This window comes from Microbacterium sp. NPDC091662, assembly GCF_044756705.1.
Taxonomy (GTDB): domain Bacteria; phylum Actinomycetota; class Actinomycetes; order Actinomycetales; family Microbacteriaceae; genus Microbacterium.
Genome location: NZ_JBIVTM010000001.1, coordinates 2,655,771 through 2,668,041, shown reverse-complemented (window position 1 = coordinate 2,668,041; position 12,271 = coordinate 2,655,771). Strand labels below are relative to the sequence as shown.

The following is a 12,271-nucleotide window of genomic DNA, read 5'->3' as shown; positions in this document are numbered from 1 at the left end:
GTGTGTGGGGGCGCCCCCCCGGGCGCCCCGGGGGGGGGGTTTCGGGGGGGTTTGGGGGGGGGGGGCGGGGGGGGGCCCGGGGGGGGGGGTGGGGGGGGGGGGGGGGGGGGGGGGCCCCCCCCCCCCCCCCCGCCCCCGGGGTGTTACTTCTTGACCAGTGGCGCCGCAGCCGTCGCGGCATCCTTCAGTGCGTCCTCCGGCGACTTGTCGCCGAGGAGCGCTGCCTGGATCTCCGGCGCGAGCACGCCCATCAGCGCACGGGACGAGGCGTTGAGCTCGCCGACCGTGGTGTCGGGAACGTACTTCTCGACCTCGCCGAGCAGCGGGTCGTCCGCGTACAGCGGCCCGGTGGTGCTGAGGGCCGAGAAGTAGCCGGCGGCCTTGAGGTAGGGCTCGACGACGTCGGCGCCGGTGGCGTACTCGACGAACTTCGCCGCTGCGTCCTGCGCCTTGGAACCCTTGAGCACCGAGAGCGAGCCGACCGTGCCGTAGGCCACCGACTCCTTCTCGGTCAGCGGCGCCATGACCTTGACGTTCTCCTCGCCCCAGAAGGGCGCGACCTCGTTGACCGCGTTGTTCCACGTGCACGCGACCTTGCCCTGCGCGACGGCGGTCTGCTCGAGCGGCACGTTGGTGGTGAGCGCCTCGGGGTCGAGGGCACCCGCCTCGGCCAGGTCGGTGAGGAAGGTGAGCGCCTGCACGCCTTCCTTGCTGTCGAAGCCGACGTCGCCGTCCTTCGTGTAGACCTCGCCGCCGGCCTGCCACAGCAGTGGGTAGTAGGTGAGGTTGAGGGTGTTCTCGGCGGATGCCGGGTAGTTCAGGGCGTACATGCCCTTCTCCGTGAACTTGGGCGCCATCGCGGTGATGTCATCCCAGGTCTCGGGATACTCGGTGACACCTGCAGCCTCGAACGCGGCGGCGTTGCAGATGAGCGGCTGGGCGCTGGTGAGGATCGGCGCTCCGAGGATGTCGCCGTCGAGCGTGACCGACTTCTTCACGTTCGGCAGCAGGTCGTCCTGGCGCTCGGTGCTCAGCAGGTCGTTGAGCGGGGCGATCGACTTCTGGTACGCCGCGAGCTGGTCGGGGATCAGGTAGACGACGTCGGGCCCCTTGCCGGCCGCGATCGCGGTCTGGAGAGCCTCGTCGCGGTTCGCCCACGGGAAGATCTCGTACTTCACGTTGATGTTCTCGTTCTGCTTCTCGAAGTCGGCGATCGTCGAGTCCCAGAAGTCCTTGTGCACCGCCTCGTCGGCGATGACCGGGTAGAGCCAGACAGTGATGTCCTGCTCACCCTCTGCGGTGTTGCCTCCGCCGGCCGAACATCCGGCCAACAGGGTGGCGGCCGCGATTCCCGCGACGACGCCGGTGATCTTGCTGACGCGCATGGTGCTCCTTTGCTTATACCGTGCTGAGTACGGTTCATTATGACACTGCAATGGGATAATTCGTCAAGTACAAGTTCGCAGAGCCGTGTTTCAGCCGTGTTTCCCGTTCGAGAACATCAAAGCTTGATCTGAGAATTGGGTGTGCTAATTTGATCGCACCCGACGACGGAGATGAGGAAGGGACCGCACATGGCCGTGAACAGCCCGCTCTCGATCGTCGCGCGATCCGCTCTGCAGCTGCGCGACTCGGGGCCCGCGACCGTGAACGATCTGTCCCGCTCGCTCGAGATCTCGCGCACGTCGGTCGAGAACGCGGTGACCGTGCTGGCCGACTCTGGCCTGATCGTCGACGCCCCCGCCCACAACGGCGGCGGTGCCGGTCGCCCCGCCCGCCGCTATTCGTTCCACGGCGCCGTCGGGACCGTCGTGGGCGTCGACATCGGCGTCGCGAGCGTGCGCGTCGTGCTCGCCGATCTGTCAGGGATCGTGATCGCGCAGCGCAGCTACTCCGGCGTGGCCGAGCAGCTCGACGGCGCAGCCAAGCTCGCCGCCGTGATCGACGACGTGCGCCGCACCCTCTCCGTCGTGTCGATCCCCGCCTCGAAGGTGCGAGCGGTCGGCGTCTCGCTGCCCGGTATCGTCGACGATGCGGGACGCGTGATCACCTCGGTCGTCATCCCCGAATGGTCGGGCATCGACATCGGCTCGCAGCTGCGCCAGGCGTTCGGCTGCCCCGTCGCGGTCGACAACGGGGTGCGCCTGGCCGCCGTCGCCGAGCACCACCTCGGTGTCGCGCAGCTCGTCGACGACGTGATCTACCTGTCCGTCGGCAACCGCATCGCGATGGGCCTCATCCTCGGCGGACGACCGCGGCGCGGCATCCACAACGCCGCCGGCGATATCGGGCGCCTCGCCTTCCGCGGGCTGAACACCGAGACGGGTCAGATCTCCTGGCGCACCGCCCCGACCGCCGCCGAGGTGTTCGCTCTGGCCCGTGGCGGAGACCCCGCCGCGCGCGCGGAGCTCGACGCGTTCATCGACGAGCTCGCGCACGGGATCGCCACTCTCACCATGACGGTCGACCCGGCCATGATCGTGATCGGCGGCGGGCTCTCCGCCGCGCACGAGCAGCTGCTCGATCCGCTCCGGGCGGCCTTGCCCGGCCACCTGGGCCTGCCGTTCCAGGTGCCGATCGCCGAGGCCCGGCTGGGTGCCGAAGCCGCCGCACACGGAGCCGTCGTGCACGCGTTCCAACGGCACGCCGCCGAGATCTACGGCATCGAGGACATGCCGGCGCCCCCGATCACCCCGCTGCCGCTCGAGCCGGTGGGGGCGGAAGACACCGTCATCGACAGCACCGAGGAGAAGCAGTGAGCACGTTGAAGGTCGGACTCATCGGCGCCGGTGGCATCTCCCGCGTACACGCCGACGCGTGGCGGGCGCTCGGAGCGGAGGGGTACGTCACCTCTCTCGTCGGAGCGGAGGAGATCGCCGAGGAGTACGGGTTCGAACTCGTGCCCGACGTCGACACCCTCATCGGGCTGGTCGACATCGTCGACATCGTGACCCCCAGCAGCACCCACGCCGACTTCGCGCAGCGCGCCATCGCCCGGGGACTCGACGTGATCTGCGAGAAGCCGCTCGCGGCGACCGCCGAAGCCGCGGCGACCGCCGCCCGATCCGCCGAAGAGGCGGGAGTACGGCTCTTCCCGGCCCACGTCGTGCGGTATATGGGCGAGTACGCCCAGATCAAGGCCGGCATCGAGGCCGGCCGTATCGGCACGCTCGCAGTGCAGCGGTTCAGCCGCGCCGGCTCCGCCCCGCAGACGCCGTGGTTCTTCTCCGAGAGCGCGGGCGGTGGCATCATCCGCGACCTGATGATCCACGACATCGACCAGGCGGTGTGGTTCGCCGGCCCCGTCGCAAGCGTCTACGCGGTGCAGAACCCGCCGACGATCGACGACCGCGTTCCGGCGCCGGTCACCTCGCACGTCGTGCTCACGCACCGCAACGGCGTCATTAGTCACATCCACGGCAGTTGGGTCGCTCCGGGCATGCCGTTCCGCACGAGCGTCGAGGTGTCGGGCTCCGAGGGACGCCTCCGCTACGACAGCGCCGAGGATCACGCGCTGCGCACCGACGCCGTGCTTCCCGAGGGCGACACCGACTATCTGCCCCCGATGTCGGTGCAGGAGAGTCCGTACTACGCCGAGATCGCCGACTTCGTCGCCGCGCTGCGCGAGGGCCGCGAGGCGAGGGTCAGCCCGGCGGACGGCATCGAGGCCGTCTCCGTGGCCGAGGCCGCATACGCCTCGATCGCCTCCGGCACCGCGATCGCACTCCCCGACGCCCCGGTCGAACGCTCCGCTCTCGAGGCCGAGGAGGCCGCCCGATGACTGCCCCCTCCCCGCTGCGGATCGCTGTCCTGTCGTTCGCCCACACGCATGCCCTGAGCTACGTGCACGCGCTGAAGACGATGCCGGGTGTCGAGCTGATCGCGGCCGACCCCGACGGCGATTCGGCTCCCGACGATGCCCCTCGCGGCGCAGACCTCGCGGCAGAGCTGGGCGTCGCCTACGTCGAGACCTACGACGAGGCCTTCGCCTGGAAGCCGGACGCTGTCGTGATCGCCGCCGAGAACTCCCGGCATCGTGCCCTCGTCGAGCGCGCGGCAGCCGCCGGAGTGCACGTGCTCTGCGAGAAGCCGCTGGCCACGACGGTCGACGACGCGATCGCGATGCGCGAGGCCTGTGCGCGCGCCGGGGTGATCCTGATGGTCGCCTACCCGGTGCGCTTCGCGCCGAGCGTGCGCGATGCGATCGCCGAGTTGCGCGGCGGCCGTCTCGGGAAGGTCCTCGGCGTCACCGGGATCAACAACGGCAAACTGCCGCAGGACCGGGCCTGGTTCACCGATCCGGAGCTGGCCGGAGGCGGCGCACTGGTAGACCACGTCGTGCACTGCGCCGACCTGCTCGACGAACTGCTCGGCGAGCGCGCCCAGTCGGTCCGCGCGGTATCCAACAGCATCCTGCACGCACAGCGCGAGCTCGACGTCGAGACCGGTGGCCTCGTGACCATCCGGTACCCGAGCGGGGTCATCGCCACGATCGACTGCTCCTGGAGCTGGCCGATGAGCTCGCCGACCTGGGGCGGGCTCACCCTGCAGGTGGTCGCCGAACGCGGAACCGTCACCGTCAGCCCCTTCGCCAAGGGCGTCGCCGGGCACGATGCGCACGGCGAGACATGGAGCCCGGTCGGCGCCGACCTCGATGCGCTGCTGCTCGACGAGTTCGTCCGTGCGGTGCGCGAAGGACGACAGCCGCAGCCCGACGCCGGCGTGGGCATCCGCACGGTCGAGATCGCCAAGGCCGCTCAGGCCTCTGCGGCTCGCGGTGGCGAGGTCATCACGCTCTGACGCTCCTCCGGCCTCGACCACCGAGGGCACGGCCGGTCGACGCATCGCCGACCGGCCGTGCCCTCAGCCTTCTCGCCTCAGTTCACGTCGACGCGGCCGCGGCGGCGGAACACGAGCCCTGCGCCGACGGCGATGACCAACAGGGCGCCGACGATCCCGCTCAGCAGGACCCCGCCTCCCGTGGTCGCGAGGCCAGCGGCGGGCGGCGGGACCCGGTCGTGCGTGGTCGTGCAGGCGGTGCTGCACCCCGGGCCCGTGACCGTGTTGACGAGGTCGCCGTCGCCGCGAGTGCCGACGGTCACCGAGTACGTGATCGTGACCACGTCGCCCGCCGCCAGGTCACCTCCCCACGAGAGCGTCCCCGTGGTCTCGTCGAAAGATACGGTGCCGGCAGACGCGGATGCATCGCCGTTGTAGGCGGCATCGTCGAGCACCGCGGTGAGATCGTCCTCGAGCACCGCACCCGGAACGGCGGCCAGCCCGCGCTGGGTCACCGTGAGCGTGTACGTGATGACCGAGCCGGCCGCCACCGAACTGCCCGAGGCAGGATCCGACTTCTTGATCACGGTGTAACTCCCGACCGGCGTCTCCGTCGTGTCGGGAGGAGTGATCACCGGAGGCTTGCCCGGGGGCGTGCCGGTACCCGTCGCCGTGTTGACCACCGCACCGGCGTCGAGGTCTGCCGCCGTGATCGTGTAGGGCCGGTCTGCCGTGCACACCACGGACTCCGCCGGTGCGAGCGCGTCCGGATCACAGGTGACGCCGATCCCCGCCGCAGCGAGCCGATCATCGTCGATCGTGAGCCCCGTGAGTTCCGTCTCGCCGGTGTTGGTGAGCTCGAACTCCCAGATGATCTGGTCGCCCACATCGTGATAGCCGTTCCCGTTCGCGTCGATGACATCGGTGACCCTCTTGTCGAGGGTCATCCCCGGCACCAGCGGGTCGTTGAACACGGTGCAGACGACGGCGATTCCGGCAGCCTGCGGGATCGTGATGCTCCCCGACGGCCCAGTGCCCGTGCTGATCGTGGACCCCGCGTCTCCCTGCGCATCGACGCATTCCCACCGGGAGGCGTAGTCCGCGAGATTCGCGGTTCCGGCACCCGCTTCGGCGAAGTCGTAAGCGGTGTTCGGCTGCACGATCACCGAGCCGGCGGTCTCGCTCGGCGACTGCGTCTGCAGACCGATCTCCGTGCCCTCGGTGACTCCACTGCTCCCGGGGCCTGGCACGATACCGCCGCCGGTGATCGACAGGGCGAACTGATCGGTGGGCTGCACCCTCCCGGCGACGTGCTTCTGCACCGTCAGGGTCGGGGGTGCTCCGCAGCTGGCGAAGTCGGTCATGAGCGCACCTGCGGCGCCCGTGACCGGCGCGCTGCCGATGAGAGCCCCGGTGGTGGCGTTCACGCGGAGGACCGGTCCCGCTCCTCCGCCGATGTACACCTCACCCGCCCCGCCGAAGGCGATGGCGGCATAGGACACGCCGGCAACGGGTTCGATCGCGGTGAGCAGCGACGAGGTGAGCGTGGGATTCGACCCCGTCGATGGGATCGAACCGTCGACCCGGATGAGCGCGCCCCCGGTCGGCGTACTGCCGAGGATGTACATCTGACCGAGCGTGTCGAAGGCGAAATCGCTGTTGCCGAGCGTGATGCCGTCGGGCAGACGGATCGTCGCCGCGATTCCCTGATTCGTATTCGTCGCAGAGTCGTAGACGGCGATCCGGTACTCCGTACCGCCGACCCCGAGGCCACCGTAGTAGTAGAGCCCGGTCGTCGGACTGACCGCACCGCCGACGGCGCTGTAGCCGGTGAGCGGCTGGGCCGGAGTCGAGACGAAGGAGTCGGTCGCGAGCGTGTAGTCGTACACGACTCCGGCCTTGGTGAAGAAGAAGTTCCCACCACCGGGCGCGATCCCCAGCTGATTGACGACGTCGCCCCCTGGCAGATCGATCTGCGCGGTCGCCGCCCCCGTCACCCCGTCGATCATCCAGAGATCGCCGTCGCCCGCGCTCTGGTTGGTCGCGTACACGGTCGAACCGGTGCACTGCAGAACGGGTGCCGCGTGAGCGGCGGGCGCTGTCGCGACGGAGGTCGCCACGAGCCCGGCCGACACCATCAGCGCAGCAGCGATCCCACCCCACAGGCCGCGGGAGCGCAGACGACTGAGGGCAGCGGACATGGAGTCTCCTTCGTGCGGCCGCACCACTCGATCACCGGGCAGACGCCGAAGCCGTGCCCCCAGCGGACGGATCGATGCGGAAAGGGTCGACGCCGGACTGTCCGGCATCGCTTCCGAGGATCGATGCTACTAGCAGGTAACGTGCTACATCTATCTCCTGCCGTGCAGAATACTGCGCGACCGGTGCGGCCGTCCCGGCGGTCACTCTCCTCCCAGCAGACAGGAGTAAGCTGACCCCTTGGGTCGTCCGACCCCGAAGAGTCCCGAAAGGCGGTGATGGCGATGTCCGGTGATAGTTGCGACGCCGCCTTCGCTGCGTCGAGACTCCCTGCGCTCACGCGTTGACCTTCCGGTCCGCTTTCGCACGTCCTTCCTCGCAGCCGTCGGCGGCGTCATCCGCCCCTGACGAATCCGCGCACGGTGCTCCCTGCCGCCGTGCCTCTGCGAGAACGGAGCCGCATCATGGCGCTCATCGACAACGGCGTGTACGTCCACGGACGTCGCGTGGAGACCCCCAAGAACCTGGACGAGACCTACCGGATGCTGGACGCCGCCGGAGGCATCGCCTGGATCGGCCTGTACCGCCCCAGCCCGGAGGAAGTGGCGTCCGTCGCGCGCGAGTTCGACCTGCACCCCCTCGCCGTCGAGGATGCGCTCTCGGGCCACCAGCGCTCGAAGGTGGAGCGCTACGGCGACACCCTGTTCGCCGTGCTGCGCCCCGCGCGCTACCGCGACAAGGAGGAGTCGATCGAGTTCGGTGAGCTGCACCTGTTCGTCGGCCCCGACTTCGTGGTGACGATCCGGCACGCCGAATCGCCGAACCTCGCCGCCGTGCGCGCCCGCATGGAGGCGAACCCCGAACTTCTGGCGATGGGACCCGAGGCCGTGCTCTACGCGATCCTCGATGAGGTCGTCGATGGCTACGAGCCGATCGTGGCAGGTCTGCTGAACGACATCGACGAGATCGAGGACCAGCTCTTCGGCGACGGCGACGACGACAGCGCCCTCTCCCGCCGCATCTACGAGCTGTCCCGAGAGGTCATCAACTTCCAGCGCGCCGTGCACCCGCTGAACGGGATGCTGGAGTGGCTGCGTCGGGGATCGGCGAAGTACCGCATCGACGAGGAGCTGCAGCGCTCCCTGCGCGATGTGCTCGACCACACGATCCGCGTCAACGAGAAGATCGACTCGTTCCGGGCGATCCTCGAGAACGCGCTCACCGTGCACTCCGCACTGGTCGCCCGGCGCCAGACCGAGGCCGGGCTCGCGCAGAACGACGAGATCAAGAAGATCTCCTCGTGGGCGGCGATCATCTTCGCCCCGACCCTGGTCGGCACCGTGTACGGGATGAACTTCGACGTGATGCCCGAACTGCACTGGGCCTTCGGCTACCCGATGGCCATCGGCGCGATGCTCGCGTTCGCCCTCGGCCTGTTCGGGGTGTTCAAGTACAAGAAGTGGTTGTGATCGGGTGGATGCCGCGGCGCTGAGCCGCGGCATCCGACGGCCTCATCCGAGCGGTTCACCCGTGCTGGCGAACCGGGGGTCGTTCCGCCGGGCGTAGCTCCGCGCGCTCTGTGCCGACAGCGCGAGCAGCACGAGGATGTCGAGCGCCACGCTCGCCAGCGAGGTGCGGAACGTGACGGGGATTCCCGCGTTCCACCAGTCGAGGAAGACGACGATGATGCTGAGCGATGCGAAGCTCATCGCCACGATGCGCGCCCAGTTCGACCCGGAGAACACGAGGCCGGCGAGCACGGCGTAGAACAGGTACCAGAGCCCGAGCGCGCTGAAGCCGACGATGAGGAACACGTCGGCGACATCCATCGGGACCATCGGAGTGCCGTCGGCCGAGGTGAAGATCTCCTCCCTGATCGCCGCCCAGTTGAGCAGGTAGATCAGGATCGAGACGAATCCCCAGATCACCCGGAGCGACATCAGCACGGCGCCGAGCCCCGTGGCCAGCGGACGCTTCACGACAGCCCCCGCACTTCCGTGACCGGCGCCTGATCGACCGGCGGATCCGCGACGTGACGAAGGTCGATGACGGGTAGGTCGCCGTCGGTGTGGATGCTGTCGCCCCCGCCATTCCGGGAGTGGTACCCCGTGGAGAAGTCGCGGATGATGACGATGCGCACCCCACTGTGCGCTCGACGGAGGGTGCGGACGATGTGATCGCGTTCGATGTCGATGTCCGCGTCGATCTTGTGGGTGATCTGCAGGGTGAACAGCGAGAAGCCGACCGCTCGATCGAACGTTCCTGCAGCCACCCAGTCGACTCGATGCCCACCGGGCAGCATCCATCCCTCGGGACAGCGCCAGAATCTGACGTGATGCCGCTTGGCGGGGTTTCCCTCGACCTCCTGCTGATAGGCGAGATCCTGCCGACGGCCGAACAGGAAGAGCGGACTGACGGGAGCCTCGTCATAGCTGCGTCGCAGCACGGTCGACAGCACGATGCGCCACGTCGATGCCGCGGTGATGTCATCGGCGCGCGTCCACCCGGCCTCGGTCATGCACCGGGTGAGCTGCTCCTCCGTGCCGAGGACGGCGAGGTTCACCGGGTCGCCGAGCAGGCCGTCACTCGTCCGCGCCCGCCCGATGAAGTAGCTCGGCACGTAGATGCGGGTGAGGATCGAGTGCAGTCTCGGCAGCACGAGATAGGCGAGGAGCAGCCAGAACGCGACCGCGAACCCGATGGCCCACCAGCCCCACGAGAACGCCTCCGTGATGATGAGGCACGCGAGCCAGATCGCGGCGAGGCCGGCGAAGACGAAGAAGGCGTCGTCGAGGGCCGCGTTGACGGAGAACCGTCGGCGCTGGACCAGAGGATCCCGCCTCTTGACCGGTTCCACCATGTCCACATCCTAGGAACTGCGCGCACCCGTGAGAAGGCGCTGATCACGCGCCGGTCGCTCCTCAGCGGGGCCGGGTCTCCGTCCGCGCCAGGGCGTCGGCGGCCCGCACGAGCGCGAGGTGCGAGAACGCCTGCGGTGTGTTGCCGAGCTGCCGTCCCCCCACCGGGTCGTACTCCTCCGACAGCATCCCCACGTCGTTCGCAAGGCCGCACAGCCTCTCCATCAACGCATGCGCCTGCTCGCGCCGCCCGGTCAGGGCGTACTGCTCGACCAGCCAGAACGAGCACGCGAGGAACGCTCCCTCGGAGCCGGACAGCCCGTCGACCCCGGTACCGGTGCGATACCGGCGCACCAGCCCGTCCGTTATCAGCGTCTGCTCGATGCGTTCGACCGTCGCGAGCATCCGGGGGTCGTCCGGCCGGCAGTACCCGACCTGCGGGAGGAGGAGCAGCGAGGCATCGACCTCGGTCGTCTCGTAGTGCTGCACGAAGTGGCCGTCGACGACGCCGTTGCGATCGATCTCCTCGCGCATCCGATCGCGCAGCCCGCGCCAGCGCTCGACGGGACCGTCGAGCCCGTAGCGCTCGACCGCGAGCACCGCGCGATCGAACGCGGCCCACATCATCACCCGGGAGTGCGTGAAGTGGCGGGGTTCGCCGCGGATCTCCCACAGCCCCTGATCGGGGCGCTCGATCTGCTCGGAGGCGAACCGCAGCAGCTCCCGCTCCAGCGGCCAGGAGAACCCCGACTCGTTGAGCCCCGCCGCCCGCGCGGCGGACAGTGTCACCAGCACCTCGCCGACGACATCCGCCTGATACTGATCCGCTGCGCCGTTGCCGATGCGCACCGGTGTCGATCCCTCGTATCCGGGGAGGTTCGGCAGCACCCGCTCCGGAAGATCTCGCTCTCCCGCAGGGCCGTACATGATCTGAAGGTCGGCCGGGTCTCCGGCGACGGCACGCAGCAGCCATTCCCGCCACTGCCCGGCCACACCGACGAATCCATGGGCGAGCAGCGCCTCGAGGGTGAGGGCGGCATCGCGCAGCCACACGTAGCGGTAGTCCCAGTTGCGCACGCCGCCGATCTCCTCCGGCAGCGCCATGGTGGCCGCCGCGGCGATACCGCCCGTCTCGTGGTTGGTCAGTGCACGCAGGATCAGCAGCGACCGGACCACCTCGTCCCGGTGCGGGCCGTCGTGCGCGATCCGGTCGGCCCAGTCCTGCCACCAGGCCTTTGTGGCTTCGAGCTCCTTGTCCACGTCGAGTGTCTGCGGGAGGTCGAGGTGCGAGGGGAACCATGTCAGCTGCAGGTCCCGCACCTCGCCGGCGGTCACCGTCAGCTCACCCCGGTGCTGATGATCGATCGCCGTCAGAGGCGCGCCCCGCAGCGCCACCGCATCCGGTCCGCCCATCGCGACCAGGCACGGATCCCCCGCCGATCCGAGCTGACGCACCCACGGCATCACCCTGGCGTAGTCGAAGCGGATGCTCAGCAGCTGTTCGAAGCTCATCGAGCCCCGCACCCCTACGACCCGACGGATCAGGTCGGTGCGGCGGATGGCCGCGTCGGGGTCGAGCCCGATCGGCATGAAGTCATGCACTTCGGCGACGGCGCCCCCGCTCTCCCAACGGGTCACGAGCACGAAGGTCTCCCGGTCGTAGCGACGGGTGCTCACCGCATCCGGGTCGGTCGGCCGCAGCAGCCACCGCCCGTGGGACTCATCGCCGAGGATCGCGGCGAACGTCGACGCCGAGTCGAGCCGCGGCAGGCACAGCCAGTCGATGCTGCCCCCGCACGACACCAGCGCTGCCGTGCGGCAGTTGCTCAGCAGCGCGTAGTCCTCGATGCGGGCGCTCGTCCCCGACCGCCCCGTGAGCGGATGCACGCCGGGCTCAGCTCTCGTCGGGTCCGCTGATGTGGTCGAGCAATTCGTCGAGGGTGTCGAAGTCGATCGTCTCGGAGCCGTCGAGCTCTCGCACCTCGACGCCGTCGACCTCGAGATCCTCGTCCAGCTGCACGAGGATCCGCGAATCGGGGAACTGCTTCGGCGCGAGGAAAGCGAGCAGCACGGCGTCGGCGAACACCACGACCGATGTGGCCTCGAGGTCGTCGCGCAGGTCGATCTGCTCGACCACGGGCTCGTCCTCCACGGCATCGTCGATGTCGGTGGCCACCTCATCGATCACGGCTCGCCAGCGCGACTCCCCCACGGAGAGGATGCGGGACACCGCCGCGATCAGGGCGTCGTGATCGACGTCGTCACCCTGCTCGTCATCGTCGTCGAGCTCCGGATCGACGTTGACGTTGACCACGGTGCCCGCCGCGTCGATGCTCGCTCGTCCGTAGACGAGGCCGTTCTCGGCAGTGGGATCTTCGAGCAGCCCGCTCTCGACGATGCGAGCCAGGAGAGTGTCGAGTGCAGGCGAAGTCATG

Annotated in this window: 10 protein-coding genes; 4 read left to right on the top strand and 6 right to left on the bottom strand. The window is 69.1% G+C overall.

Annotation, left to right across the window (positions count from 1 at the left end):
• Window positions 1-143: 143 nt before the first annotated feature.
• Complete coding sequence (locus tag ACIQLD_RS13005) at window positions 144-1,385, bottom strand: ABC transporter substrate-binding protein (RefSeq protein ID WP_402608398.1); 1,242 nt, start codon at window positions 1,383-1,385, stop codon at window positions 144-146.
• Window positions 1,386-1,574: 189 nt separating this feature from the next.
• Here ACIQLD_RS13005 and ACIQLD_RS13000 point away from each other — a divergent pair, with 189 nt between their 5' ends.
• Genes ACIQLD_RS13000 through ACIQLD_RS12990 form a run of 3 tightly spaced genes read left to right on the top strand, consistent with a single transcriptional unit; the run spans window position 1,575 to window position 4,800 of the window.
• Window positions 1,575-2,759 carry an ROK family protein gene (locus tag ACIQLD_RS13000; protein WP_402608397.1) on the top strand — a complete coding sequence of 395 codons (1,185 nt, stop codon included), beginning with the start codon at window positions 1,575-1,577 and terminating at the stop codon, window positions 2,757-2,759.
• The gene (locus ACIQLD_RS12995) at window positions 2,756-3,781 is read left to right on the top strand and encodes a Gfo/Idh/MocA family protein (protein ID WP_402608396.1); all 1,026 of its coding nucleotides are present in this window, start codon (window positions 2,756-2,758) and stop codon (window positions 3,779-3,781) included. The genes ACIQLD_RS13000 and ACIQLD_RS12995 overlap by 4 nt, the downstream gene beginning before the upstream one ends.
• Entirely contained in the window at window positions 3,778-4,800 is a 1,023-nt protein-coding gene (locus ACIQLD_RS12990; RefSeq protein ID WP_402608395.1) for a Gfo/Idh/MocA family protein, read from the top strand. The genes ACIQLD_RS12995 and ACIQLD_RS12990 overlap by 4 nt, the downstream gene beginning before the upstream one ends.
• A gap of 77 nt (window positions 4,801-4,877) precedes the next feature.
• Here ACIQLD_RS12990 and ACIQLD_RS12985 read toward each other — a convergent pair whose 3' ends face one another.
• Entirely contained in the window at window positions 4,878-6,980 is a 2,103-nt protein-coding gene (locus tag ACIQLD_RS12985; protein WP_402608394.1) for a hypothetical protein, read from the bottom strand.
• Between the two features lie 462 nt (window positions 6,981-7,442).
• Here ACIQLD_RS12985 and ACIQLD_RS12980 point away from each other — a divergent pair, with 462 nt between their 5' ends.
• Window positions 7,443-8,447, top strand: coding sequence for a magnesium and cobalt transport protein CorA (locus ACIQLD_RS12980; RefSeq protein ID WP_349885284.1), 1,005 nt, complete (start codon window positions 7,443-7,445; stop codon window positions 8,445-8,447).
• Between the two features lie 42 nt (window positions 8,448-8,489).
• Here the strand turns inward: ACIQLD_RS12980 and ACIQLD_RS12975 are convergent, their stop codons facing one another.
• The 4 genes from ACIQLD_RS12975 to ACIQLD_RS12960 form a co-directional block, all read right to left on the bottom strand.
• The gene (locus tag ACIQLD_RS12975; protein ID WP_402608393.1) at window positions 8,490-8,957 is read right to left on the bottom strand and encodes a hypothetical protein; all 468 of its coding nucleotides are present in this window, start codon (window positions 8,955-8,957) and stop codon (window positions 8,490-8,492) included.
• Window positions 8,954-9,838 (bottom strand): LssY C-terminal domain-containing protein, encoded by an 885-nt coding sequence (locus ACIQLD_RS12970; protein WP_402608392.1) that lies wholly within the window; start codon window positions 9,836-9,838, stop codon window positions 8,954-8,956. The genes ACIQLD_RS12975 and ACIQLD_RS12970 overlap by 4 nt, the downstream gene beginning before the upstream one ends.
• A 61-nt stretch (window positions 9,839-9,899) precedes the next feature.
• On the bottom strand, window positions 9,900-11,723 hold the full coding sequence (locus ACIQLD_RS12965; protein WP_402608391.1) for a glycoside hydrolase family 15 protein: 1,824 nt from the start codon (window positions 11,721-11,723) through the stop codon (window positions 9,900-9,902).
• A gap of 7 nt (window positions 11,724-11,730) precedes the next feature.
• Window positions 11,731-12,270 (bottom strand): cytochrome C5, encoded by a 540-nt coding sequence (locus ACIQLD_RS12960; RefSeq protein ID WP_402608390.1) that lies wholly within the window; start codon window positions 12,268-12,270, stop codon window positions 11,731-11,733.
• Window position 12,271 lies beyond the last annotated feature (1 nt).

Coding starts and splice junctions, on each gene's coding strand:
- ACIQLD_RS13005 (WP_402608398.1), bottom strand. CDS start 1,385: ATGCGCGTCAGCAAGATCACCGGCGTCGTCGCGGGAATCGCGGCCGCC.
- ACIQLD_RS12990 (WP_402608395.1), top strand. CDS start 3,778: ATGACTGCCCCCTCCCCGCTGCGGATCGCTGTCCTGTCGTTCGCCCAC.
- ACIQLD_RS12980 (WP_349885284.1), top strand. CDS start 7,443: ATGGCGCTCATCGACAACGGCGTGTACGTCCACGGACGTCGCGTGGAG.
- ACIQLD_RS13000 (WP_402608397.1), top strand. CDS start 1,575: ATGGCCGTGAACAGCCCGCTCTCGATCGTCGCGCGATCCGCTCTGCAG.
- ACIQLD_RS12960 (WP_402608390.1), bottom strand. CDS start 12,270: ATGACTTCGCCTGCACTCGACACTCTCCTGGCTCGCATCGTCGAGAGC.
- ACIQLD_RS12985 (WP_402608394.1), bottom strand. CDS start 6,980: ATGTCCGCTGCCCTCAGTCGTCTGCGCTCCCGCGGCCTGTGGGGTGGG.
- ACIQLD_RS12970 (WP_402608392.1), bottom strand. CDS start 9,838: ATGGTGGAACCGGTCAAGAGGCGGGATCCTCTGGTCCAGCGCCGACGG.